The sequence below is a fragment of the Mesorhizobium sp. IMUNJ 23033 genome (genome assembly GCF_044778005.1).
GTDB lineage: Bacteria > Pseudomonadota > Alphaproteobacteria > Rhizobiales > Rhizobiaceae > Mesorhizobium > Mesorhizobium amorphae_A.
The window spans coordinates 35625-59020 of record NZ_JBJACT010000011.1 but is presented as its reverse complement, the minus strand read 5'-3'; the positions used below and the strand labels follow the sequence as shown (position 1 = coordinate 59020).

Here is a 23396-nt window from a genome sequence, read left to right as displayed (position 1 = left end):
GGCGGGAAGGAAGAACGCATGCGGCGGAGTTCCATCGGGCGCCCATGCTACCCGCCGAGCCGGAAATATTTGGCGGTGGCGGAGAATTCGGATCCGCTGGTCTCGATCTCCTCGAGAATTTTGGGCAGCACCACTGAGGCCGGCGTCGGCGCGGAGAAGGCCGCCGCCTGGATGTCCCGCGGGCCGGTGATCACCAGGATGATCTGCGGCACGGCCTTGCCGGCCGCCTTGTCGGCGGCGCCGAGGCCGATCGGGATCTTGAAGGTCGCTCTGTCCGATTGCACGACCATACGGTCGTCGAGGTTGAAGGCCATGCCCTTGTGGTCGATCAGCAGCACGCTGGAGATCAGGCCGCCATGTGTCACCAGCGTGCCGCCGATCGGGGAGCCGTCCGGCACCGATGTCCGGTCGAGAACGAGCTGCGGCTTGTCGGTGGCGGTCCGGCCTAGAAAGCTCAGGAAACTGGTGATCTCGCACTGGGTTGGTTCGATGAGGCGGACGCTGATGTCAGGCTCGACATGGAACCTCGCCTGAAAGTCTTGCAGCATGCGCTCGAAGGGCTGGACTTCCGTGCCAAAGCCCTCGATCGCTGCGGATTTGTCGGTCGCCGCGGTCAGGGTCGCATAGAAACAGTCGCCGCCGCTGAAGTCGCGCACCCAGGAGGCGCGCAGCGCCATGGCGCCGACGGCCGGCGGCACTTCCGGCTTGGGCACGTTCAAGGCGACATCCGTGTCCGGCGGGTTGGCTACAGGTGGTTCTGCCGGTTGCGCCGGTGCGGTCTTGGCTTCCGGCTGGGCTGTCTCGGGTTCGGGTACTTGCACCGTTGCATTGGGCTTCGCCTGCTGGTTGGCCGGTTGCTCGGGCTTCTGTGTCACCACGATCTCAGGCTGGGGCGGAGGTGCAGCTTTCTCGGCCGGTGCCGGGGCTGGAGCGGTCTTGGCGGGCGGCGGGGCTGGAGCGACCTTGGGTGGCACCACCGTCTCCTGGCTGTCGCGGGTCACGGTCTCCGGCTGGGGTGCCGGCGGCGCTTTTTCGGTTGGCGCCTGTTCGGGCGGCGCTTGTTCGGATGGCGCTTGCGTCTCGGTTGCCGTCGGCTTCGGGGTTTCCTCGACTGGTGGGAGAGGTTCGGCCGGCTGTGCCGGCTCTGGCTTCTGGCCGGCCGCGGCATCTGACGGACTTTCAGCTGGCGGCGCCGGTGTCTGCGCTTGAGGCTCCTCCGGCGGCGTCGGCTTTACCGGTTCCGGCGTGTTGGACGCGCTATCGGTCGGGGCTGGTTTTGGTGCCTCCGGCACCGAAAGCGTTGTCTTGCCGGCAGGCGGTAGCGGCGCCGGCGTCAGGATGCCGCTGAGATAGACGCCTGCCCCCGATACCACGGCCAACGCCGCCACGGCGGCGATCGCGATGTTTCGGGTCGTTTTGGGCTTTGTGGCGACAGGGCGCGCGACCGCGCGTGGGGCGGCCGCCGAAGGTCGCGGTTCGGACAGATGCGCGGGTCGCACGTGCGGAACGAAGCGCTGTTCTCCGGGGGCCCTTGAAGGCTGCTCCTGGGTTCTGGGCCCAGGCGCCAATGTTCCTCCAGCTCGTGGCAAGCCCGGCCGCTCGCGCGGCTTAAGCGAGGCCGGCGGCGCCGTCGCTTCGCTGTCGGTTTCATCGCGAGTCATCCTGGCGATTTCGGCCATGCTGGCCGGCCGGTCGCGCGGATCCGGCTGCAGCATCGCTTCGACAATGTTCCTGAAATCGGCATCGATGTCGGAGAGGTCAGGGACGGTCCGGCGCTTTTCCACGATCTCGAACTGGGAGCCACTCATGTCGATCGGTTTGCCGCGCAGCGCCGCGGCCAGCACCAGTCCCAGGCTGTAGATATCGGACTGCTCGCTGACATCGCCGCTGTAGAGGCCAAGCTGCTCGGGCGAAACGTAGTTGTACTTTCCCGCGAACTTTCCGCCGATCAGCGTCTCGCCGCCCACGGTCGCCGAGCGCGCGATGCCGAAATCGATGATCTTGGCGCGGTCGACCCGGCCGCCCGGCAGGATGATGTTATCGGGAGAGAGGTCGCGGTGAATGGCTCCCGCCTGGTGCACAGCACTTAGGCCGGAGGCGAGGCGATGGCAGAGTTTGCGCACATCCTGCAGCGCCATGGCGCCGCGCCGCATGACATCGAACAGCGATTCACCGTCGACGAACTCCATGGCGAGGTAGGGGCGGCCGATACCGGGATCGATGGTGAAGACGTGATAGCGAACGACCGCGTCATGCGACAAATGATTGAGGATCGACGCTTCCTTCTTGAACAGGGACAGGATCGTCTGGTCGCGGGCGAATTCGGGCAGGACGATCTTGATCGCGACATGGTCGCCGGTCTGGATGTTGTGGCCACGGTAGACCTCGCCCATGCCGCCGAATGCAATGCGCTCGTCGAGTTCGTAGATGCCGCTGAGTTGCGTGCCCACGCCGGTGCTGGTCAGGTTCGGCGAGATTCGCGTCTTGTCGTCGGGGCTCATCAGCCTCTATTCCCCGCTCTGGACCGGTCCGGATGCAGCGTCTGCCCGTTGCGCGCATCTCCGATCTTCACCAGCACGATGGTGACATTGTCCGTTCCGCCGCGCGCCAGCACCGTTTGAAGCAGGCTTTCGCATGCCGCGCGCGGTTTGCTCGACACCGCCGCGGCTTCTATCTCGGCGTCGCTGACATGCGCCGTCAACCCATCCGTGCCCAGCACGAAAATGTCGCCCGGCATGAGCTCGCCTTGCTGGAAATCGATGACGACATCATCGCTGACACCGACCGCATGGGTGATGACATTGCGGCGTGGCCAGGTCAGCGCTTCGGCTTCGCTGATGACGCCGCGGTCGAGAAGCTCCTGAACCTCGGTATGGTCCTTTGAAACCTGCGAGATCGAGGCGTTGCGGATCAGATAGATACGGCTGTCGCCTGCCCACAGGCAGGCAAAGCGCCCATCCATCGCCAGAAGGGCGGCGAAGGTCGAACCGATGGTTATGCCGCGCGTTCGCGATATCCGGCGGATTTCGGCATTGGCCCGGCTCAGCCTGTCCTCGAAGCGTGCGCGAAGGTCGGGCGCCGAGCTGGCTATGCCGATCGTTGCCAGATGATCGACGATGCTGGCCGAAGCAACCTCTCCGGCTTCATGTCCACCCATGCCGTCGGCCACCACCCAGAGGCCGGTTTGCGGCTCGACCAGATAGTTGTCCTCATTGTGCTCGCGCACACAACCCTTGTGACTGACGCCGAAGCTTTCAAAGGGAAGGGCGACATTGTTCAATTTGCCACCAAGCGCTTCTCAGGCGTCCTCTGTGGCGCACCGTCGGGCGCTCGCGCGCGCCAGTCTGCCACAAGCGTGAACATTAGAGTACCGAAATCAAGGCCCGTGGGTCCGTGGGCCGGGGAGGGTGTCGTCACAAGCTGGAAGGTCATCTCAAAACGCTTTCGGACAGCTGAACGCGGAAAGTGCGGGAAGAAGGAAGGGGACGGGGCCCGAGCCGGCCTGCAACGTATAGGCGACGTCGCGTCCGCCGATCACGAAGCGCGCCTCCATATTGCCTTCGCTGCCGGTGACGGCCGCCTTGTCCAGCAGCCGCTTCAGCGCCCACGGACCATCGAACTTGATGGCGGATTCGCGGCCCGGCATCTCCGGCGTGAGGCTCAAGCTGGCGGACGAGGACGCCGTGCCGTTCGGCCAGGACAGCGTGCTCGGCGTGTTGCCCGCCTGGCTGCTCTGGACGGTCTGTCCGTCGACGTCGAGCACCGCTTGATCGGCGTCGCCATGCAGCGAAAACGGCGTGAAGGTGAGGCTGATCGAGGGCACCGATCCGCCCAGCGGGAAAAAGGCGGCGCGGATTTCCGCCGCCAGCTGGAAGTCCTTCAAGGTCGACTTCGAGAGGTCGCGTCCGAAGCGCGCATCCTGTTTCCAGTTCCAGTCCTGGCCGGTCATGTCGATCATCGATGCGAGGTTCTGCGCGAAGAACCGGTCCATCACGCCGCCCGGCGCGAACAGTTTGGCGAAATCCGCCATCGCAATGTCCTCGGTGCCGTTGCTGGCGAAGGGATAGCGGCCGTTGACAGCCTCCTCGCAGGGCTGCGTGACCGTCTGGTCGAGCGCCTGATTCAAATTCGCCACCGAGGTCTCGGTGACGTTGCCCTCGAACTCGTCGGCCGTCGCATTGACCATGCGGGCAAGCTGTTTTGGCAGACGCGAGACATTGGCGCGCAGCGTGGCGATCTGAAGCTGCAGGTTCGCGTTGATGCGTTCCGTCTGCGAAGGGACGTCGGCCGCCAGTTTCAGGCTCTGGTGGATGTCGCGGAAATTCTGGGTCAGCGCATCGATCGGCCGGCGCCCGGCGGGACCGCTCACCAGAGCTTGGAACGACCTGAACTGCGCCTCGATGTTGGCGCCGGGATGATGCTGGCCCTGTGTGCCCGCGGCCCCTGTGCCGGCGCGGCTTTGCGATTTTCCGCTGCCGATCTGCAGGCCGATGCGAGCCAGGCCCCTGGCGAAATCCGCAGTGTCCTGCGGCTGGTTTCGAGCCGTGCCGGTGTCGGCCTCGCTCCCAGGGTCGGGGTCTCGGGTCAGGGCCGTTTCGTCGGCGATCGCGGTAAAAAGACGGTCGATCGGCGAACCTGGCGAGGAGGCAGCGGACAGCGCGATGTAGTCCGGCTTGTCCTTCAGCATCGCCTTGAATCTCAGTTGGTCAAGAATGGCGTTCCATGCCGCGGCGAATTCCTTGCCGTAGCGGTCGAGCAATTCGGGGCCGAGCTTGGGCAACTCCTGGTCGATGCCCCCCTGTTCGCCGCCGCCGCCCAGGACCCACTGGTCGTCGACCAGCATCTGCGCCATGCGCGAGAGCTGCCCGAGGTAGAAGTCGGTGAAGCCGGCATGCGTGTAGAGACCGGGAACGCGAAGATCCGACAGCTCGCTGCCATCGATGCGTTCGAACAGCAGCTGTGCTTCCGGGCCGGCTTTCGCGGCGACTGAAAAATCCTGCAAGGCCGCCGCGTAAACCGCCGATTTGATCAATGCCGTGGCACGATCGGCAAGGCTCATGCGTCCGAGCGAGCGCTGCGCGGCTTCGATAAGCGGCTGGTTGAGTTGGAAGACCGGATCATAGGCATCGTCCAGCGCAAGCATAGCGCGCAGATGCTTTTCGAGCTGCGCCCGTCCCTCGCGGTTGTTTTCGCCCGGATACCGGTTCTGCTCCCAATCCTGCTTCATCCAGGAAACGATCAGCTCATCGTCGACCTTAGGCGCCTTGCCGCCCAGCATCAGATAGATTTTCAACGGTTCGTAGAGCGCGGCCGGATCGGCCATCTTGGCCTGGATCGTCCGCTCGGCCTGGATGAGGAGGCGCGAGCGGAACGTTCTCTCCAGCGCCTGCCTATAGGCCGCCTTTGACGCAGAGAGCAGTCTTTCGCGCTGGCTGAGGCCGAAGCTTTCCTCGACCGATGCCGGCATGTCACCCGTTTCATACCCTGCAGGCAGGTTGCGCAGCTGGTCGAGCGGGCCGATGACGTTCTCGAGGTCGACGTCGGTGACCGTCGTGCTTTTGAGCAGCGCGTCCGCCGTCTGGCGATATTGGCTGATGGCTTGCGTGGTGGAGGCGATCAGCGACCTGTTGGCGGCGAAGCTCAGCGCCAGCGTGCCCAGCACCGCGGCCGCGATCAACGCAATCGCGCCAAAGCCGCCATATCTGGCGAACGCCGCACGCCGCTCCGCTGCCCTGTCGTAGGAGACCCAGCCGGACTCGGCGAAAATGACACCGGTCAGCAGGTCATGCAGAAAGAAGCTCTTGCCGGTGCCGGAAAGATGCGCCTGGGAAGCGCTGCCGAAACTGCGGCCGATCGTGCCGAGCAGCTGATCGATCGGCGTTCCCTCCTGCGTGCCCGAGGAGAAATAGAGGCCGCGCAGGGTGACGTTCACCTGGCTGCGCGCCGGATCGAATGTGCCGGTGACAAACCCGGCAATTCGGCTCCTCAGCGCGGCGAATTGCGCCGGAAAGCCGAAGATGGCGATGCGCGCGACCGGATCGGCTTCTTCCTGCAGGCGGTCGGGGATCTCTTCCGCCAGTCGGCTTGCCAGCGCGTCGAATTCCGCGGCGGCCTCGCCGACCATGTTCTTGTTGCGATCCGCCGTCTGGAATGTCGCGCCCCAGACCTTGCGTCGGCGCGCCTCGTCGAAGTCACCGAAATAGTCCATGAAGCCTGAGACAAGGTCGGCCTTGGTGAAAAGCAGATACACCGGAAACTGGATCTTCAGTGTCTCGTAGACTTCGCGCAGACGACTGCGGATCTCCGTGACATGGGCCTCGAGTTTCTGATCGTCGAGGCTGATGAGATCGGCCAGACTAATTGCCAGAATGACGCCGTTGATCGGTTGCCGGGCGCGGTGTGTCTTGAGCAGCGACAGAAAGGCGAGCCAGCTGCTCTTGTCGCGTTGCGCGTCGGACTCCTGCATCGTGTAGCGCCCGGCGGTGTCGATCAGCACGGCCTCGTCGGTGAACCACCAGTCGCAGGACCGCGTGCCGCCAACGCCGGCCACCGGCTGGGCATCGCCCGAACCGGCAAGCGGAAACTTCAGTCCCGAATTGACCAGCGCCGTCGTCTTGCCGGCGCCTGGCGGGCCGATGACGATGTACCAGGGGATTTCATAGAGGAAATTGCGCCTGCCACTCGAGCGCTTGAGTGTCGCGATTGCCTCGGTCATGCGTGCTTCGAGCACCTGCGCGTCGTCAATCCTGTCGCGGCTGCCGGCAATTGCGGTTTCGAGCGCCTTTTGCGCCTTTCGCGTTCGCCAGAAACGCCAGCCCCAGGAGAACGCCGCGATCGCCACGATCACGCTGATGATCGTCGCGCGCAGCCAGACGGGCCCCAGCGGCCGCGAGTCGGCGAAACGGATCAATGGCCCGGCAAACCACACGGCGGCCGAAAAGCCGGCCAGCGTGAGGATGCTGACTATCCGCAGCAGCCAGGTCATCGGCGGCGCCTCCAGCGGGGCGCGCTCACAGTGTTTCCTCGCGCGGGATCATCACGTCGACGCGGCGGTTCCTGGCGCGGCCTTCCGGCGTCGCATTGTCGGCGATCGGCTCGTCTTCGCCCTTGCCGTCGACTGCGATGCGCGAAGCGTCCTTGAATTGCGGTGCGATGATGGTTTCGACGGCCTTGGCCCGGGCGACGGAGAGGTCGAAGTTGGATTTGAACGCACTCGATTTTTTCGGCTTCACATTGTCGGTATGGCCGACAATTCTGATTGGTCCCCGTTCGGGGTCCAGGGCCGCGCCGATGTCCGCGGCAATCGCGTTGAATTCGGGCTTCACCTCGGCCTTGCCGGGCTGAAACAACACAAGATTGTTGATTTCCACGACGATGAAATCGCCCTTCGTGCCGACGCTCAAGCCGCCGCCCTCGATCTCCTTGGCCAGTGCCGAGCGGATGCGGTCGAGCTGGGTGCCGGCGGCGGGGGCGGGCGGGGCGACTTTCACCGGCTTGGTCAGCGGCGCCACACTGGCGCGCTCTATGGTGATCGGCGTCGGCGGATTGAGCGCCAGCAAATCGCCGGCGAGCGCGTCGCCCTCATCGGTGATGACCACCCGCAAGGCGAAGAATGCCGCCGTCAGCAGCGCTGTCGCGGCGGCGGCGACGGCCCAGAGCGGCAGCCGGGCCGAAGGCTGCGCCATCGTTGCCGCCAGGCCTTGCCAATGGGGCGAAATATCCTCGCCGTCCCGCGGCTTGAAGTAGCGAAGCGTCTCATAGACGTCGCGCCGGACGCGTTCGAGATTGTTGTCCTCGCGCGGCAAGCCGCGATACTGGCCTTCGAAGCCGAGCGACAGGCAGGCATGCATCAGTTCGAGCAAGTCGTAATGCGTTTCCGGCTTGGCCAGGATCTTGTTCAGCGCCTCGTAGAAGCCGGTACCGGCGGGTTCGACATGGAAGAAACGCAACACCATGCCGTGCCGCGCCCAGGTCTCCTCCTTGGGCCAGGGCAGGTTGCCGACGAGATCGTCGACCGTTTCGCAAAGAGCAAATTTCGCGATCCGCGCATCCTCATCGGCAACGCCGGATTTCTCTATTGTCCGGCCGAATTTTTCGATCGCTTCGGCGATGTGTTCGGCAAGCGGCTCCGCCTCTCTTTCGACCGGGATAAGCCTGAGCTGGCCAAGCAGCATCAGCAAGGGTGCCGCCGCGGCGAGGATCGGGTTTTGAGCCGCATATTTGACGCTGTCGGCGGCATCGATCAGCACAGCCTGCTGCACGGCGGGCGCCGGCTGGACCGGGGGAGCGCCCGCGACACTGCGTGCGCCTGCGGTTCCGGGTGGCGCCCCTTGATAGATCACGGTTCCGGAGGTCCAGCCCACCGGCGCATGGCTGCCGACGCCAGGATCGAAGACCGTTGATTGCTTGACCTGCGCCGGCTGCCCGCCATCGGCACCGGGTTCCTGGGGAACCGGCGCCGGTTTACGCTCGCGCCGCGGCGCGCGAATGACGGTCTTGCCCGCGGGGCCGAAAGGATCGTCCTTCGAACTCATTGCCGATCCGCAGTCCACGTGCGGCGCCTGCGTTCGCGCCAGAGTGGCGAAAAACGGTCCCTGGTCAGGTGTAGGAAATGCGCGCTCCGCTGACGAGGGCAGTGTCCGGAGGAAGAATGGCTACAGAACGCTATCCCGCCGTAACATGACATTTGCCGCAGACCCCCAGGTCAATCAGCCGTACCCGCTTGGCGAACTGTCGTATGTGATCGTAATCTCAGAGATCGCCGATGGGAAGGACGCAGTAGGCCTTCTTAGCGGGCCATGCATTGGGCATGGTTTCCGGGTTCTTGCGGCGGGCTTCAAATTGCCAGTCTATTTCTGCTTGTCGGCCTTGGCATAGGCCTCGCTGAAATAGGCCAGGAACACATCCAGCATGCCGTTTTCGTGGGCTTCCTCCATGCTCCGCCATGTCGCGACAAGGGCATCCCAGGCCTGGCTCTTCTTCGACGTGAAAGAGGCAGGCGGCAGTTTCCTGGCCACCGCTTCGGGCGACAGATCGTCGAGCAGCCGGGAGAGCGCGGCCTGCATGGCGGCATAGGTGGCGAATTCATGCGTCTTCAGATCGCGGAAGGCGTCCTCGACGCTGTGCCTGGCGTCGAGATAGCCGGCCCTGCGCCGTGCGAACATGATTTCAAGGATGTCGTCGGTTCCAGGCACGAACTTCAGGGGATTGTTGTCCGTGGCGCTGATCATCGTGCGGTGCGTGCTCTTGGCCAGGATTTTCGCGGCGGCACGGGCTTTCAGCAGCATCGCTAGTTCCTCGACCACCGTGCGCAGCACCGCGCCGATTTCAGCGGCAACCTCATGCGGGTCCCGCGATTGAAGCAAGTCCGGCGAGATGCCGGCCGCGATGGCGATTTCGCGCAGCAGCTCGTCTCTCGTCGAGGCGAGGGACACGGGCTGCAGCGACGGTGCCGCCACCGGCGCTCGCTCCACCGGGCTGAAAGAAGGCCTGTCCGCGAAATCCAGCGGCCGGCCTGTTGGGCTCGGCATTTCCCGTTGCGTCGAGCCATGGCCTTGAGGATGACCGGTCGCGGCGTGTTCGTCGTCGATCGATACGAAGATGACATAGCGGCCGATCAGCAGCCGGTCGCCATGAGCGAGCCGATGTGGGCCGGCCATGCGCTGGCTCGAACCGTTGATGAAGGTCCCGTTGCGCGAGACGTCGTAAAGCCAGAACGCACCTGCCTGGTAGCGGACCTCGCAGTGCCGGCTGGAGATGAACTTGTCCGGGTCGGACAAGGTCCAGTCGCAATTTTCGCGGCCGATCTCGAAGCTGCGGTCACGGGCAGCGTAGCCGGGCGAGATGTCGGCGGGCAGGGCGTCGACGTTGTTGATCTGGAGACTGATGAACATCTGCAATAGCCGCGGACCGCTGATCGATACTTCGCCATTCTAGCAGCTTGTGAGCATGGCGGGACAGCCGCGTTTCAGCCCGCCGATCGCTCGAGCCTTTTACCGGTTTTAACCTCACTTCAGGGCAAGGTTCGGTCGCCGCTTGTTCTTTTTGGCCGGCGGGAAAACATATGCTAGGCTGAACAAGGCCTTGTGTGACGGCCCAAGAAGCTTCCGAACGTGATGCGCTTAACATAGCGGGAACTTCAAATCCATCACACTGGCGGCCGCGTCCTGGAGGGGCACGACCCATGCCGAACGAACGTGCCACGGTTGTGCAGACGCCGGTTGGCGCCGAACTGTTGACGTTTACCCATCTTGTCGGGCGCGATGAGATCAGCCGCTGCTTTGCCTATACAGTGGGTTTCGTCAGCACCAGCCAAGATGTCGATCCGCTGAAAATGCTGGGAGGCACCGTTTCGGTCGAAGGCGAATCCGATCCAAAACGCTGGTTCAGCGGGCTGATCTCCGAGTTTCGGCTGACCCGCATCGAGGACCGGCTGGCCTACTACGAAGCGGTCGTCAGGCCGTGGTTCTGGTTTCTCGGCAACACGACGGATTGCCGTATTTTCCAGAAAAAAAGCGTTCCCGACATCGTCAAGGAGGTCTTCAACGAATCCGGCATCGCGGACTTCAATCTGCGCCTGCAAGGGTCTTATCCGCCGCGCGAATATTGCGTGCAATATGACGAGACCGATCTGGACTTCGTGCAGCGGCTGCTCGAGCATGAAGGCATCCTGTATTTCTTCGAGCACGATGAGGGCAAGCACACGCTTGTGCTCACCGATGCGATGAGCAAGCTGAAGCCGGCGCCGGGCTACGACAAGGTGCCGTATCATTTCGAGGGCCAGGGCTCGCGGCGCGACGTCGAATACATCACGGAATGGATTCCGGGCAGTTCGGTGCGGCCAGGCGCCTACGTCCACACCGACTATGATTTCGAGAAGCCGGGCGCCAGCCTAATGGCCAAGTCCGCCCAGCCGTTCAGCCATAAGCAGGCCGCGGGCGAGAACTACCGCAACCCCGGTGCGCATCTCGATTTGGGGCGGGGCGACACTTTAGCTGCGATCCGGCGCGAGGAAATTCAAGCCGTTCACCAGCGCATTTCAGCGGTCGGAACGGTGCGCGGCCTGTTTTCGGGCTGCACGTTCAACCTGGAAGGCTTTCCGCGCGAGGACCAGAACCAGGAATATCTGGTGGTCAGCGCCGAATACAGGCTGTTCGACCCCGGCTACAGGGCTCTTTCCGACGTCGACAGCGAGAACTTCAAGGTGATCCTCGGGCTGGCGCCGACCGCCTTGCCCTATCGCCCGCCACGCATCACGCCGCGGCCGATCATGCGCGGGCCGCAGACGGCGACGGTCGTCGGCCCGTCCGGGCAGGAAATCTTCACCGACAAATATGCCCGTGTGAAGGTGCAGTTCCACTGGGACCGCCTGGGCAAGAAGGACGAGAACAGCTCCTGCTTCGTGCGGGTCTCGCAGACCTGGGCCGGCAGCAACTGGGGCTTCATCCAGATACCGCGCATCGGCCAGGAGGTCATCGTCGACTTCATCGAAGGCGATCCCGACCTGCCGATCATCACCGGCCGGGTCTACAACGCCTCGCAGATGCCGCCTTACGGACTGCCGGGCAACGCGACGCAATCCGGCTGGAAGTCGGACTCCTCACTCGGTGGCGGCGGCTACAACGAGCTGATGTTCGAGGACAAGGCCGGCTCCGAACTGGTCAATTTCCAGGCGCAGAAGGACCACAAGCTTCTCATCAAGAACGACCGCACCAAGCTGGTGCAGCACGACCAGTCGGACCGGATCGACCACGACGCCAAGCACTCCGTCGGCCACAACCTCGACGAGGACGTCGGCAACAACAAGACGGTCAAGGTTGGCGTCGACCAGACCACGAATATCGGCAACAACGATACCGAGACGGTGGGGGTCAACCGCTCGCTGACTGTCGGGTCGAACGAGACGATCGGTATTGGGGCGAACTCGACGGAGACGATCGGGGCCAATCACACGCAGACCGTGGCGCTGGTGCAGACGATCACGGTGGGCGCGGCACGTGTGGATTCAGTGGGCGCGGCAGAAACCCGAAGCGTTGGCGCCGTCCAGACGAATCAGATCGGCGCATCGCGCTCGATGACGGTGGGGGCCGGACAGACGCACACGATAGGTGCGGCGGACAGCTGGACAATTGGCGCCGCCCAGAGCGTGAAGGTCGCCGCCGACCAAAGTTTCGCTATCGGTGGTGCGCAGTCGTCGCAGATCGGCAAAGCCAGGTCGGCAAAAATCGCCGCTGACGACGCGACCGATGTCGGAGGCGGTTACGCGCTCAAAGTCGGCAAAGGCAGCGGTATCCAGATTGCCGAAGACAGTACCATCAAGGTTGGCAAGAAGCTGATGATCGATGCTACCGACGAGATCACGCTGGTATGCGGCGACGCTTCGATCAACATGAAAAAGGATGGCACGATTTCCATCAAGGGTAAGGATATCCGCATCCAGGGCAGCGGCGATGTCCAGGTCAAAGCTGACGGCGACGTCAAGATCAAGGGTAGCAATGTCTTCAATAACTGAAATGACTGGACGCGACGAATCGGTCGAACGCATCGACGGGGTCGTCATCGGGCTGTTGATCGGCTTCGAGGATGGCGCGCCGCTGGTGGTGTTCGTCGGCAATCCGGGCGAGACGGCACTCAGGGCCCGCAGCCTGGCGAGGCTCGACTCCTCGTCAGTAGGCGCGGAGGTGGCGTTGCTTTTCGAAGGCGGCGATCCAGGCCGCCCTCTGGTCGTCGGACGCATCGTGGAACCGACACATACAAGCGAACAAATGCAGGTGGTTCGCGACGGCGAAACGGTGACGCTGAATGCTAAGGAGCGCATCGAGCTGCGTTGCGGCCTGGCCTCCATCATTCTGGAGAAAAACGGCCGCATCTCGATCCGCGGCAGTCAATTGAGCAGCCAGGCAAGCGGCGTGAACCGTGTGCGGGGTGCAGCTGTTCACCTCAATTGAGAAGTCCATGCAGCGGATTGCCACGATCCCGGCGATTATCGAGCAGCATGTCGAGGATGCCGCGTTCCTGTGGCACCGTCGTGCGCGGGAGATCGACGGTCCGGTGATGGGCGCCTTCGACATCGGCCGCATCGACCAGCGGCTCGACGCCAATCTCGACGGACTGTTCGCAGCCGGCCAGGCAGCGTGGGACCTCGCGGCGGCACGCTTTGCCGACTACCAGGAGCCGCCCGAACTGTTTCTGTTGGGGGCTCTGGCGTTCGAATGGCAATCCGCGCCCGCGATCAAGTTTGCCCTTGAGAGCGCGGGGCCGCTCGGGAAGCGCGGGCTGTCGGCGCTGTCTGGCGCGGTTGCGCGTAGCGCGCCGGACAAGTTGAAGCCGTTCGTTGCTCGCTGGCTGGATTCGGCAGTCGCAATGGAGCGCGCGTTGGGGGTCGGCGCGCTGCATCATCACGGGGTCAATCCCGGGCCTAGGCTCAGGGAGTTGCTGACCGACCGCGACACCGAAGTGCGCCGCAGGGCGCTGAGGCTTGCGGGTGCGCGGCGGCGTCGGGATGTAATCGCCGAAGTTGTGGCATGTCTTGAGGCGCGTGGCGCAGAGGAACGGCTGGAGGCAGCGGTAGCGGCCTGCCTGCTGGGCGAGGCGCGGCTGGCGCAGCCCGTTCTCGACAAGATGTTGGTCGGCTACCCGGAGCTTGCGGGAGCAGTGATGGAAATCCGGCTACTCACCACGCCGTCGATTGCAGCGCGGAAGTGGTGGCAACAATTGGTCTCCTCCGCAGCAACGCGGGAGGCGGCAGTCGCGGCGAGCGGACTGCTGGGCGACATGGCGGTTATGCCCTGGCTGATTGAGAAGATGCAGTCGCCGGAACTCGCTTATGCGGCGGGGCTCGCGTTGCGCGACCTGGTCGAGATTGACTTTAACGACACGGACGTGTTCGTCACGGAACCGGCTAAGCTCGGGCCGGAGTTCGAGACTACAGAGGCGACGCCGCTGCCCTCCGCTTCGCAGGCCCAAGCTTGGTGGGACAATGGGAGAGGCCCGACGAGGTTCGACAAATTCCAGTCGATGCGGCGGCTGAAACTGGACGCCATGAGGGGAGCGCTTGCCAACGCGGAGATCGCGCTGACCAACTGGCGGCGTTCACACCCGATTCCGGCGTGGATGTGAAGACCCGTCCAGGTACTCAGGACAACGCGATCATGCGCTGACCGTGCTTACAAGCGCGGCGGCACGCATGCCGGCTTCCGATGTGGCTTCGCACATGGCGACATGGCCGGGGGCATAGGCCTTGGCGAAGCTGTCGGCGGCAATAAGCAATGTGAGCGCGCCGGCACCCGCGCCGATGTCGCCCATCGTCATCGCGGGATAGGCCATGGGAAGGGTCTCGCGGCGCGTCCGGTAGAAGCGTGGACGCCCGATCAAGCCCTCCCAGGCGCTATACCGTTCACCATTGTCGTTGCTGACAATAAACTTGATGTCAGATTCAGTTGGGCCCTTGCCCTCGATCGCGGCGCGGCAGGCAGCCACCAAAGCCCGGCCCTGGCTGTGGTTTTCCGACAGCACGGAGTTTTCCTCCAACGCAGCGCCGACACCGTGAATGGCGCATTGGGCGGGCAAATTCTGACCGGTCGAACGGCGCAGGCAGACGACGGCGGCGCCTTCGCCCGGCACAAGGCCTTGCGCATTGTCCTCGGCCTTCAGGCGGTTGGCGGCCATAAGACGGGCGATATCCTTGTCATTCACCAGGCTGTCGACGCCACCCAGCAGAACCTGCTCCACTCCCGGCGTTGCGAGAAGGTCCGCCGCCCGCCCCAACAGCCCGATGCAGGCCGCCGCGCCTCCGTCAACCACGCGCGAGGTGGGATGGAACTTTTCGCGCAGACTGTCTTGCAGGCCGGCAAGAAACGCGCTTGCCGGCTCCTCCGAGAAAGCCGGATGTTCCCGGAATGCCTCCGGCGTCACCAGCAGCAGAGCGCTGGCGCCGGCCGCAACACCGCCCTTTTCCAGCGCCTCGCCCACCGCGCGCGCAGCCATGCTTGTGAGCCACGCGTTTTCGGTGAGGCGAAGAGAATAGTGCGAGGGTATGCGCGAAACGGTCTGATCTTCGCCGAACGGGTCGGTGAGGGTACGCCGCTCGAACGCGGAAAGACTGGCCCGGATTGCCGCTAGCGTCTGGCGCGCATTGAGGCCGGCCGGCGTCACAGCGCCACCGCCCATAACGTAGATCGGAGCCTTCAGCCCAGCCATGTCGCCCTCTCGGCAATCAGCCCGTCGTCTCCGCGTGGGCTGAGATAGGCCTTGCGCTTGCGTCGCGCGAGGAGAAAGGCAGGCGTCACATGGCCGAAGACGATCTCCCTGAGAGCGGGCGTGTTGCGCCTGGTGACCATGGACAAACGCGACTTCAGCGTGACGCGGCGCAAATCGGGCTCGATGATAACCGTGTCGATCCGGAAGGGACGATCCTCCACACGGTCGTCGTAAAGAAGGCGGATCGGAGCCATGACACGCGGCAGGCGGAAGTTCCACCGGTCATCCGGCGTCATGCCGATGACGCTGACCTCTTCGCCTTCGTTCAGCTGCTGCAACTGCTGATCGGCGGGCGCGCAGAGATTGTGGCGTGGATCGAAATCCCTTGGCGGAAGAGGCCACTGATTGTCGATCCAAGCCTGATCGTAAGTGCCCGCTAACGGCAACCTTGGATGCCAGCCGCGGCCGATTACTCCAAACCCGGCCGGCCTTGGCTGATCAGATGGGCTACGGAAAGGCTCATTCGCATAGGTGACATTGGGTGCATGCGTCTTCACAGTCTTGTCCGCGGAGCGGGCGTGATGGAAGCCGACGCCAAGCGGATTACGCAGATCGGTCCTGCCGTTGTCGTCGGTACCCCCATAGGCGCGCTCATAGATAATCGGCATCCTGGAGAAGGGGTGTGGCTGGCCGTACCCGCCCGCATCGTAGAGGCGATCGCCGGTCACGTTGAGCACCTTGCGGATGCTGGCGAGCTTCAACCCGACCTGCATTTCGTGGACGCGCCCTTCGTGAGGCGCATATGCCTGGCCGTTCAAGACAACGTCGATCCCCGGTTTGGTCCACGCGATCTCCCCTTCATAGCGGGTTGACGAGCAGGCAGGATCGCCGAATGGCACGTCGCCGAAGCTCACTGGCAGTTGCTCCACGGCCGGCTGAAATTGCGTGGCATCTTCCCGCATATCGAAGCTGGCCGAGAAAACTGCCAGGAAAACCTCGTTGCCGTCGGCATTTGCCTGGACAAGGCTGCCGGCAACGAACGGCGTGCGATTCTCGATCCAGACCGCAAACATCATGGATCAGCACCAATTGCCATTTTCGTCCTGGCCGATCGGCCAATAGGGCATGCAGGCGACGAGCTTGACCAACTCCATCTCGTTGGCGTCGATCAGCCATTGCAGCAGGAAGATCTCGGCCGCGACGCCAGTTTCTTCGCCCGCAGTGACGTTGACCGTGACGCATTTCAGCCAGTAGCGACGTATCACCCAGACCACATTCGGACTGGCTGCGGCGCCTGCTATACGGTCATTGAAGGCTTTCTCGAGGGCCTTCTCGCGGCTGCCCTGGAGCCCTTCTTCGGTGGAAATGATGTCTGTCCACCATTCAGCCGCAATATCGTAGGCATCCGTCAACTCGGCCACATACTCGACGAACAAGGTTCTGTGCATCGTGCTGGCCTCGTCGTGCTTGCGAGCGACGCGGATATCCGAAGGCGGGGCGACATCACGAGGCTGCGCGAGCAGGCGCCTGATGCCGAGTTCGGAACTGTAGCGTGTGATCAGTGCCACTATTCAACCTCATCGTCGGGATTCATGGCCATTGGCACGAAGCAGAGGCCATCGATGATGGGTTGAAGCTCCGGGGCAAAATGCCGGACGTTGATGATGAGGATTTCGACAGGCCACTCGAAGCTCTGGCTTCGGCCGCTGCTATCAACGCCCCACTTCTCTTCCGGCTCGTCGCCCTCAGGGACTTGCGCATTGTTCCAAGCCACAATCTCAAGATAATGCCTGCGGAAGATCGCCAACACCCGCGGGTGCCCCGCGATCCCCGTCGGCCAGCGCTTCCAGACAGCCTGCCCTTCGTCTGCGACCATGTCCTCCCACCAATCCTCCAACTCGGGCTGGATGGTGAGCAGTTCGCCGATGTAGCTGTCTCTTATTTCTTCTATACCGCGCATCGCTCGTCATCCAAGTTTCACTGGGATATCGTCGATAAAGTTCTTGGCATAGCTTGCGGCCGGAGAGCCTTGCGATGTTGAGCACCTACCACAATGGGGTTTGACCGACTCTGGCGTCGAAAAATGGGCCAAAAATGCGTCGGGCGATTTCTGCATGTTACACCCACCCATCTCCCATGCGACACAAAGCGGCGGTTGATGATCATGGACCATCTCCTGCTTCATCTCGTCCTTGGGAGGAGTTGGAACCAGCTTGGAGTGGCGACCCCGTCTGGTCTTTTTGCATTGCCAACAGGGCTTGCCGTTCACCTTGGCAGCTTGGTCATCGGTGCGTTTGGGACGGTGCGCAACCCGGTCATATTTTTTCGCACACTTCGTGGTCTTTTGATCTTTGGTTAACGTCGCAAGAAACTTGTTGAATGCGGCCGGGTTGATGCAATTGGGCGGCGGATCGCTGGCGGTGTTCTGGTCCATTGTGTCGCCATGACGGTCGACGCCCTTGCCTTCCGCCTTTACTGTGAACGACCACAGCTTGAAGACGCCCTTCCCCTTGATCTTATGGGTTATGACTCCCGCGCCTAGGCCTTGGGTGGCCGGCTCATTACCGGTGCTGGTCGCAATTTCCGACGCATTCTCTATAGCTGTCGGCTCGCCATCGATCTTGACGCTCTTGGTGCCCTTGGTCAGGTCGGATGATGACAGCATATTGACGTAGGGTACCGGAATCGGTCCCGCGGGCGGGGATGGCGGCGAGAGACAGACATCGCCGGGCGCAATGCCTTGGCCGTTGCTGCCCTTGTGGAAAAAGCCCATCTTCTCGGCATAAACGCTGAGACCCATGGTCAGAACTCCTGCGGCACGGCACGCGCCGCGCGCATCGCCGGCAGGGCGTTGTCCGCGAGGTCATGAATGTCAGCGAAGGCAAGTTCACGCACCTCCCAGTCATCCGTCCAGAAGACTATGCGCTTCATTGTGGAGAACTCTCTTGGCGGTTCCAGCGCCCGCAGGCGCGACACGACATACTGCGGGTCCCAATATTCCTTCACAGTCAGTTTGGCGATGTTCGCCATGCCCTGGAACCATGGATCCGTTGCCTCTGGTATCGCGCCAACGCCCACAACAGCGAACGGATAGCGGCGTCCGACACGGTCCTGGCTCATGCGCCAGGCGCCGGCGCAGGGTTGTTCGCCAAAAATCGCGCCCTGGACGACGAAGCGCCAGACTCGGTCGTCGAGGTCCTCACCCTCGTCCGGCCGCGCGCGCAACTCCATCGACATCCACCGGTCCCAGCGGTCGATGAAGGTGCGTGGCAGGTTCGCGGCGACGAAGTCTCCGGTCGCCGGGATCTTGCCGAAAAAGCCGGTGCTCATATCTGCGGCGGACATGTGAATTTCTTGAACATCTCCAGATTGTAGGGGTTCTCGACGCTCGCGGCCTTGAGCTCGAAATCGGCGTACATGCCTTTCGTGCCCAGGCGCAGGCTGTAGACGTCGGAGAGCGAGGTTCCGGTGAAGCGGCCGCCCTTCAGCATCCTCAACCAGGCCCAGCTGCCGGTTTCGTTGAGCATGATTTCGGGCGAACCATCGATGGGCTGGAAGGCGAGCGAGATCACTCCGGTGCCGTCCTTGCCGGGCCAGGTCATCGGTTGCGGCCGCGTCGCGTTGTTGTAGTAGACGAGGCTCTGGCCATCGAGATTGAGCGTCACGCGCGTGACGTTGGGAGACAGGTCCTTCGGTTCGAGCGTGAAGCTCATCACCGGGCCCGTACCGCCGGGGAAAAGATCGTCGCGGATGCGCCTTGCCTGTTCGAATGCCGCCAGCGCCGCAGGGTCGAGGCCGAAGTCGGCGCGCCATTTCCAGGGCTGGCTGGCGGTGTCGACATAGCTGATCAAATGATCGTTGGTGAAGGCGTCGATCAGGCCGGCCGGTCCGAACAGGCGGGCGAAATCGCGGACATTGACATCTACCGCGCTCTCCGGGCTGAACGGATAGCGGTCGTTGAGTGCCGCCTGGCAGAACGGCAGGATGTCGGCGCGCCAGATGGCGTTGAGCTCCGAGGTGACCGCCTTCTGCGTCAGGCCGCTGGTGTCGCCGGCTATGCCGCCCAGCCAGTCGTCGATCGGATCGGGCAGGATCTGCGCCTGCCTGGCGACGGCTCCGGTCAATTCGGCGAGCCCGCCCTGTTTCTTGATGGCGTCCTGCGGATCCGGATTGGCGGTGACGGTCTGCAGCACGTTGGAGAGTGCCGTCAGCGCCACAACGGCGGCGTCGAGCGCCGGCGGCTGGCCGTCGACCTCTGCGATCGCGCCCTTGAGCGGCTTGAAGTGTTCGGCCACCAGGCTGCCGGTCAGGTCCACCTGGTCGGCGGAGCCGGCGCGCGGCAAGAGCTTTGCCCCGGTCTTGACGACCTTGCCGAGCTTGCCGAGCTTGCTGAGCAGTTTCGAGCCGCCCTTCGCGGCCGCCTTGTTGTCTCCCGCGGGCGCCTCATCCGATCGGGTCAGATCCGTCTCCTGGATCACCGCCGTCAGCAACCGCTTCAGCGCGGAGTCGGCGCTTGAAAGGTCCTTCAGGTTTTCGCTGGCGACATTCAGGTCGCTCAGTGGCGCCAGCCTCATGTCGCGCAGGAAACTGTCCCATTGCGCGATGTAGTCGTCGTAGTAGAGCTTCAGAATGTCTTCCGACAGTGCCGAGACCGAGGTTTCGGAATTCTCCGAGCAGCCGCCGGCAAACACCGCGCGATCCAGTGCCGCCTGTGCCGCCACATCCTCGACCCGGTCGAGAACGGCATCGTGGAAGCCGGCATAGGTGAAGGCGCCTGAAACGCCGACGCGAAGCGTCTTGTCGGAACGGCGGGCAAAGACCTTGGCGCCGTTGGGGCCGGCGAAATTGGCGGGGATCCATTCCTTGACCGCGGCCACTTCCGGGTCGGCCAGAAGCTGCTTGTAGGCTCGCTGCGGCAACGAAATCGTGCATACCGTCTTCAGCGCCTCGGCGACCAGCGCCTTGTCGGGCGCTATGTAGTTGTCGTCGACCGCCATGCGGCGGATCGCGGCAAGCTGATGCTCCTCCGCATCGGTGGTTGGGAAGGGCGGCGCGGGCGCGAATTCGGGCAGGCTGTTCACCCACCAGTTCTGGGCGAAGTCGGCATCCATCTGCGACAGGCCGGTCATCATGCGATAGGTCTTCAGCGCGCCGAGCATGAAATCCGGATCGCGGATCTGCCGCCACATCGTCGCCTCGAGCAGCGCCACCATGTGCGGCTCGAGAACATTGCGCAGCGCGTGGTCGTAAGTGTCGGCCTGGGCCCGCACCAGTTCCGCAGAGGCCGAAGGGCCAAGCAGATCCTGGACTGCATCCGGCGGCGCCGTGCGCGCGATCGCCACCTCGTCCATGGCGCCGAGGGCGCCGTCGATGGCGGGCTGCTCCACCGATGGCGGGTTCTCGCCGGCCGTGGTCAGCGGCGCCTGCAGCGCCTCGAACTGGCCGGCCTGCGCCGTGATCGCGTTGCGGTTGTCAAAGTAAGACCAGGTGAACAGCCCGCCGGCAAGCAAGGCCGCCGCCGTGCATGCGGCGGCTGCGCCGCGCCAGATCCAGGTTCGGCGGCGCTGCGCCAGCGGGTCAAAGGTACCGAGACCGGCCTCCTTGAAGATGACCTCGGTCAAAAGGTTCTTCAGGAAGAAGCTGCGTTTTTCGATCCTTGGCGCCGGCATGGCGCGTCGCGGCGGCAGACCGAACGAGGACGACAATGCCGCGGTCAGCCGGTCGATGGGCGCGCCTTCCTGGGTCGCCGACGTCAGATAGAGGCCGCGCAGCCAGGCGGCTTCTTCGTAGCGGCTTTCGCCGAACATCGCCTCGATCAGCACCTGGATCGGTTCGGAGAGGCTCGCCAGCTGGGCAGGAAAGCGGAAGATCTCGGCGCGCGAGGCCAGCTTGTCCTCGTCCTCGAGGCGTGGCACCAGCCGCCGCTCGAGTTCGGCCGCCAGCGTGGTGATTTCCCGTTCGATGGTCTTGGCGTCGACGCGCGCATCGAGCGCGAAGGTCGTCCCCCACACCTGCTCGCGGGAGGCCGTCGACAGGCCGCCGAAGAAAGGCTCGAAACCCTTGATCAGGTCGGCCTTGGTCAGCATCAGATAGACCGGTAGCCGGATCTCGAGCCGGTCGTTGAGCTCGGCCAGCCGGCGGCGGATCTTGCGGCCATGCGCCTTGATCGCTTCGTCACCCTCGGAAAGCGTGTCGATCGACAGCGCGACGATCACCCCGTTCAGCGCGCGGCGGCCGCGGTGCTTCTTCAACAGGTCGAGGAAGCCCAGCCATTCCGCCGCATCGACGTCGAGCTGGCTTTCCTGCTGGACATAGCGGCCGGCGGTGTCGATCAGGACCGCGTTCTCCGAGAAGAACCAGTCGCAATTGCGGGTGCCGCCAACGCCTTGCAGATCGTCGGTGAGGTCGATCGGAAAGGTCAGACCGGACTGCCTGAGCGCCGTGGTCTTGCCGGTGGCCGGCGGCCCGACGATCACATACCACGGCATCTCGCGCAGGAACTTGCGCCCGCCCAGCTTGCGCCGTTTCAGTTCGGCCATCACCTCGGCGAACTTGGCGCCGACGGCGGCGACGTTCTCTTCGCCGGGGCCGAGCGGCTTTTCCACCACGGGCGCGGCGATCTCGGCCACAAACAGGCGGTTGGCGCGGATGGCGCGACGCTGGGCGACGATCAGCCAGATCAGCCAGAAGATGACCAGCAGCGCGATGATGACGATGCGGACATTGTCCGAGGCAAATGGCTCATAGGCGCCGACCTTGACGATCGGGCCAAACACCCAAATCACCAGCGAAAGCAGCGTGATGCCGATCAGCGTCCACAGCCAGCGCGATGTCAGGACCGCCCAGAGGAAGCGCAGGATGAACATGTCACAGCCTCTTCTCGACCAGCACCTCGACGCGCCGGTTCAAGGCCCGGCCCTCGCGCGTGCTGTCATCGGCCACCGGGTCGGTGGCCGCGCGGCCTTCGGAACGAACGCGGTCCTGCGGCACGCCGTTCTGCACCAACATCTCGGCAATGGTCGCCGCGCGCTCTTCCGACAGCCGCTGGTTGGTGGAGAGCGGGTTGGATCTCTGCAGGGGAATGCTGTCGGTGTGGCCGACCACGGTGATCTGCCCGATCAGTTCCTGATTGGCGAGGATCACCTTGGCGATCGAGCCGATCAGCGGTTCAAAACCTTCCGTCAACGTCGCCCGCGACGACTGGAACAGTTCGGGATTCGAGGCCTGGATGACCAGCCTGGCCAGCGAGACGCTCTCGGTGCCGCTGAGCGCCTTCTTGAGGTCGCCCGGCGCGCCGGCCTCGAATTCCGGCAGCAGCGCGAAATCCACGCTCACCGCCTCCGGTGGCGGCTCTTCGACCTTCGGCGAGGCGCGGGTGATGTCGGCGCGACTGGGCGGCGGCAGCGCGCGAACCAATGCGGAAAGCTCGACTGCTTGGCTGCTCAGTCCCATCGACAGCCCGACATGGATCGCGGTGGCGATGACGGCCGCGGCGAGCGCCATCACCCAGATCGGAACGATGAAGCGCTGCGGCTCGTCGGAGGCGATCACGCCTTTCCAGTTTGGCGACAGCGGCGCGCCTTCGGCGTCGGCGTCGCGCAGGAAGCGTGCCGCCGCCACGCGCACGGCATTGATCGAGCGGTCGCCCGAACGACCGGGCACCCGGTACTTGCCGCGGAAACCAAGCGCCAGGCAGTGATATTGCAGCTCGAGGAGTTCGCGATCCCGATTGGGGTGGCGTTCCAGTTCGTCGAGACGGGTGAAGAACTGCGTCCCGGCATCGACGTCGCCGCGCAGCATGACCACAAGCGGCTGGCGCGGCCATGCGCTGGCGCCGCCCCACGGCGTGTTCAGGGCCAGGTCGTCGAGCAAGGCCGCGACCACCCACGCCGCCTGATCGGCCCGCTCCATCGAGGATCCCGCCGCCATCGCCGTGTCGCGGGCGCGAACCAGTTCGTCGAGCAGCCGGGTGCGCAACGCTTCCGGGTTTTCCGGCGGCAGCGCGCTTTCAAGCTCGGGCGCGAATTCGAGCAAGGGCGCGAAGGCGTTGACGAGCGCATTCGGGTGCGCTCGCGCGCGCTTGACCGGCACACCCGGCAGCAGCGGCGCCATCGGCCGCGGCATCGGCGAGCCGGTCAGCCGAATGCGGGTGCGTTCGCGATCCTCCGACAGTCCGAAAGGATCATCCCGGCTCATGA

General features: G+C 64.0%; 16 protein-coding genes. 3 read left to right on the top strand and 13 right to left on the bottom strand.

The features are described from left to right. Nucleotides 1-47: 47 nt before the first annotated feature. The 5 genes from ACFX5Q_RS14350 to tagH all read right to left on the bottom strand — a co-directional run bounded on the left by ACFX5Q_RS14350 (nucleotide 48) and on the right by tagH (nucleotide 9893). A complete protein-coding gene (locus ACFX5Q_RS14350) occupies nucleotides 48-2501 on the bottom strand; it encodes a protein kinase (protein WP_404278858.1) in 2454 nt (817 codons plus the stop codon). Further along, nucleotides 2501-3280 carry a PP2C family protein-serine/threonine phosphatase gene (locus ACFX5Q_RS14345; RefSeq protein ID WP_404278855.1) on the bottom strand — a complete coding sequence of 260 codons (780 nt, stop codon included), beginning with the start codon at nucleotides 3278-3280 and terminating at the stop codon, nucleotides 2501-2503. Before ACFX5Q_RS14345 ends, ACFX5Q_RS14350 begins: the two co-directional genes overlap by 1 nt. A 153-nt stretch (nucleotides 3281-3433) precedes the next feature. Continuing rightward, nucleotides 3434-6985 carry a type VI secretion system membrane subunit TssM gene (gene tssM, locus ACFX5Q_RS14340; protein ID WP_404278853.1) on the bottom strand — a complete coding sequence of 1184 codons (3552 nt, stop codon included), beginning with the start codon at nucleotides 6983-6985 and terminating at the stop codon, nucleotides 3434-3436. Nucleotides 6986-7010: 25 nt separating this feature from the next. After that, the gene (tssL, locus tag ACFX5Q_RS14335; protein WP_404278851.1) at nucleotides 7011-8534 is read right to left on the bottom strand and encodes a type VI secretion system protein TssL, long form; all 1524 of its coding nucleotides are present in this window, start codon (nucleotides 8532-8534) and stop codon (nucleotides 7011-7013) included. Between the two features lie 315 nt (nucleotides 8535-8849). Then, on the bottom strand, nucleotides 8850-9893 hold the full coding sequence (gene tagH, locus ACFX5Q_RS14330) for a type VI secretion system-associated FHA domain protein TagH (protein ID WP_404278849.1): 1044 nt from the start codon (nucleotides 9891-9893) through the stop codon (nucleotides 8850-8852). 290 nt (nucleotides 9894-10183) lie between these two features. On the opposite strand from tagH, the gene ACFX5Q_RS14325 reads away from it, so the two are divergent. The 3 genes from ACFX5Q_RS14325 to ACFX5Q_RS14315 are packed head-to-tail and all read left to right on the top strand — an operon-like array spanning nucleotide 10184 to nucleotide 14118. Further along, nucleotides 10184-12511, top strand: a complete 2328-nt coding sequence (locus ACFX5Q_RS14325; protein ID WP_404278847.1) for a type VI secretion system Vgr family protein — start codon at nucleotides 10184-10186, stop codon at nucleotides 12509-12511. Between the two features lies 1 nt (nucleotide 12512). Further along, nucleotides 12513-12947 (top strand): DUF6484 domain-containing protein, encoded by a 435-nt coding sequence (locus ACFX5Q_RS14320; protein WP_404278845.1) that lies wholly within the window; start codon nucleotides 12513-12515, stop codon nucleotides 12945-12947. 7 nt (nucleotides 12948-12954) lie between these two features. Beyond that, nucleotides 12955-14118, top strand: coding sequence for a hypothetical protein (locus ACFX5Q_RS14315; RefSeq protein ID WP_404278843.1), 1164 nt, complete (start codon nucleotides 12955-12957; stop codon nucleotides 14116-14118). Nucleotides 14119-14148: 30 nt separating this feature from the next. On the opposite strand, the gene ACFX5Q_RS14310 is transcribed toward ACFX5Q_RS14315, so the two are convergent. From ACFX5Q_RS14310 to icmH, 8 genes are read right to left on the bottom strand one after another with little or no spacing between them, the layout of a single operon-like run. Continuing rightward, nucleotides 14149-15153 carry a hypothetical protein gene (locus ACFX5Q_RS14310; protein ID WP_404278841.1) on the bottom strand — a complete coding sequence of 335 codons (1005 nt, stop codon included), beginning with the start codon at nucleotides 15151-15153 and terminating at the stop codon, nucleotides 14149-14151. A gap of 32 nt (nucleotides 15154-15185) precedes the next feature. Next, a complete protein-coding gene (locus ACFX5Q_RS14305) occupies nucleotides 15186-16271 on the bottom strand; it encodes a DUF2169 domain-containing protein (protein ID WP_404279054.1) in 1086 nt (361 codons plus the stop codon). A 6-nt stretch (nucleotides 16272-16277) separates the two neighbouring features. Then, a complete protein-coding gene (locus tag ACFX5Q_RS14300) occupies nucleotides 16278-16766 on the bottom strand; it encodes a hypothetical protein (protein WP_404278838.1) in 489 nt (162 codons plus the stop codon). Beyond that, nucleotides 16766-17158, bottom strand: coding sequence for a hypothetical protein (locus ACFX5Q_RS14295; RefSeq protein ID WP_404278836.1), 393 nt, complete (start codon nucleotides 17156-17158; stop codon nucleotides 16766-16768). The genes ACFX5Q_RS14300 and ACFX5Q_RS14295 overlap by 1 nt, the downstream gene beginning before the upstream one ends. Nucleotides 17159-17164: 6 nt before the next feature. Further along, the gene (locus tag ACFX5Q_RS14290; RefSeq protein ID WP_404278834.1) at nucleotides 17165-17998 is read right to left on the bottom strand and encodes a DUF4150 domain-containing protein; all 834 of its coding nucleotides are present in this window, start codon (nucleotides 17996-17998) and stop codon (nucleotides 17165-17167) included. Nucleotides 17999-18000: 2 nt separating this feature from the next. Further along, on the bottom strand, nucleotides 18001-18543 hold the full coding sequence (gene tagF / locus ACFX5Q_RS14285; RefSeq protein ID WP_404278832.1) for a type VI secretion system-associated protein TagF: 543 nt from the start codon (nucleotides 18541-18543) through the stop codon (nucleotides 18001-18003). Continuing rightward, on the bottom strand, nucleotides 18525-22064 hold the full coding sequence (tssM, locus tag ACFX5Q_RS14280; RefSeq protein ID WP_404278830.1) for a type VI secretion system membrane subunit TssM: 3540 nt from the start codon (nucleotides 22062-22064) through the stop codon (nucleotides 18525-18527). Before tssM (ACFX5Q_RS14280) ends, tagF begins: the two co-directional genes overlap by 19 nt. Nucleotide 22065: 1 nt before the next feature. Next, nucleotides 22066-23394: a type IVB secretion system protein IcmH/DotU gene (icmH, locus tag ACFX5Q_RS14275; RefSeq protein WP_404278828.1), complete on the bottom strand. Its 1329-nt coding sequence runs from the start codon at nucleotides 23392-23394 to the stop codon at nucleotides 22066-22068. Nucleotides 23395-23396: the final 2 nt, after the last annotated feature.

Excerpts from the sequence above, each read along its gene's own strand:
- ACFX5Q_RS14350 (WP_404278858.1), bottom strand. The coding sequence starts at position 2,501 with ATGAGCCCCGACGACAAGACGCGAATCTCGCCGAACCTGACCAGCACC.
- tssM (WP_404278853.1), bottom strand. The coding sequence starts at position 6,985 with ATGACCTGGCTGCTGCGGATAGTCAGCATCCTCACGCTGGCCGGCTTT.
- tssL (WP_404278851.1), bottom strand. The coding sequence starts at position 8,534 with ATGAGTTCGAAGGACGATCCTTTCGGCCCCGCGGGCAAGACCGTCATT.
- tagH (WP_404278849.1), bottom strand. The coding sequence starts at position 9,893 with ATGTTCATCAGTCTCCAGATCAACAACGTCGACGCCCTGCCCGCCGAC.
- ACFX5Q_RS14325 (WP_404278847.1), top strand. The coding sequence starts at position 10,184 with ATGCCGAACGAACGTGCCACGGTTGTGCAGACGCCGGTTGGCGCCGAA.
- ACFX5Q_RS14320 (WP_404278845.1), top strand. The coding sequence starts at position 12,513 with ATGACTGGACGCGACGAATCGGTCGAACGCATCGACGGGGTCGTCATC.
- ACFX5Q_RS14315 (WP_404278843.1), top strand. The coding sequence starts at position 12,955 with ATGCAGCGGATTGCCACGATCCCGGCGATTATCGAGCAGCATGTCGAG.
- ACFX5Q_RS14305 (WP_404279054.1), bottom strand. The coding sequence starts at position 16,271 with ATGTTTGCGGTCTGGATCGAGAATCGCACGCCGTTCGTTGCCGGCAGC.
- ACFX5Q_RS14295 (WP_404278836.1), bottom strand. The coding sequence starts at position 17,158 with ATGCGCGGTATAGAAGAAATAAGAGACAGCTACATCGGCGAACTGCTC.
- ACFX5Q_RS14290 (WP_404278834.1), bottom strand. The coding sequence starts at position 17,998 with ATGGGTCTCAGCGTTTATGCCGAGAAGATGGGCTTTTTCCACAAGGGC.
- tagF (WP_404278832.1), bottom strand. The coding sequence starts at position 18,543 with ATGTCCGCCGCAGATATGAGCACCGGCTTTTTCGGCAAGATCCCGGCG.
- tssM (WP_404278830.1), bottom strand. The coding sequence starts at position 22,064 with ATGTTCATCCTGCGCTTCCTCTGGGCGGTCCTGACATCGCGCTGGCTG.
- icmH (WP_404278828.1), bottom strand. The coding sequence starts at position 23,394 with ATGAGCCGGGATGATCCTTTCGGACTGTCGGAGGATCGCGAACGCACC.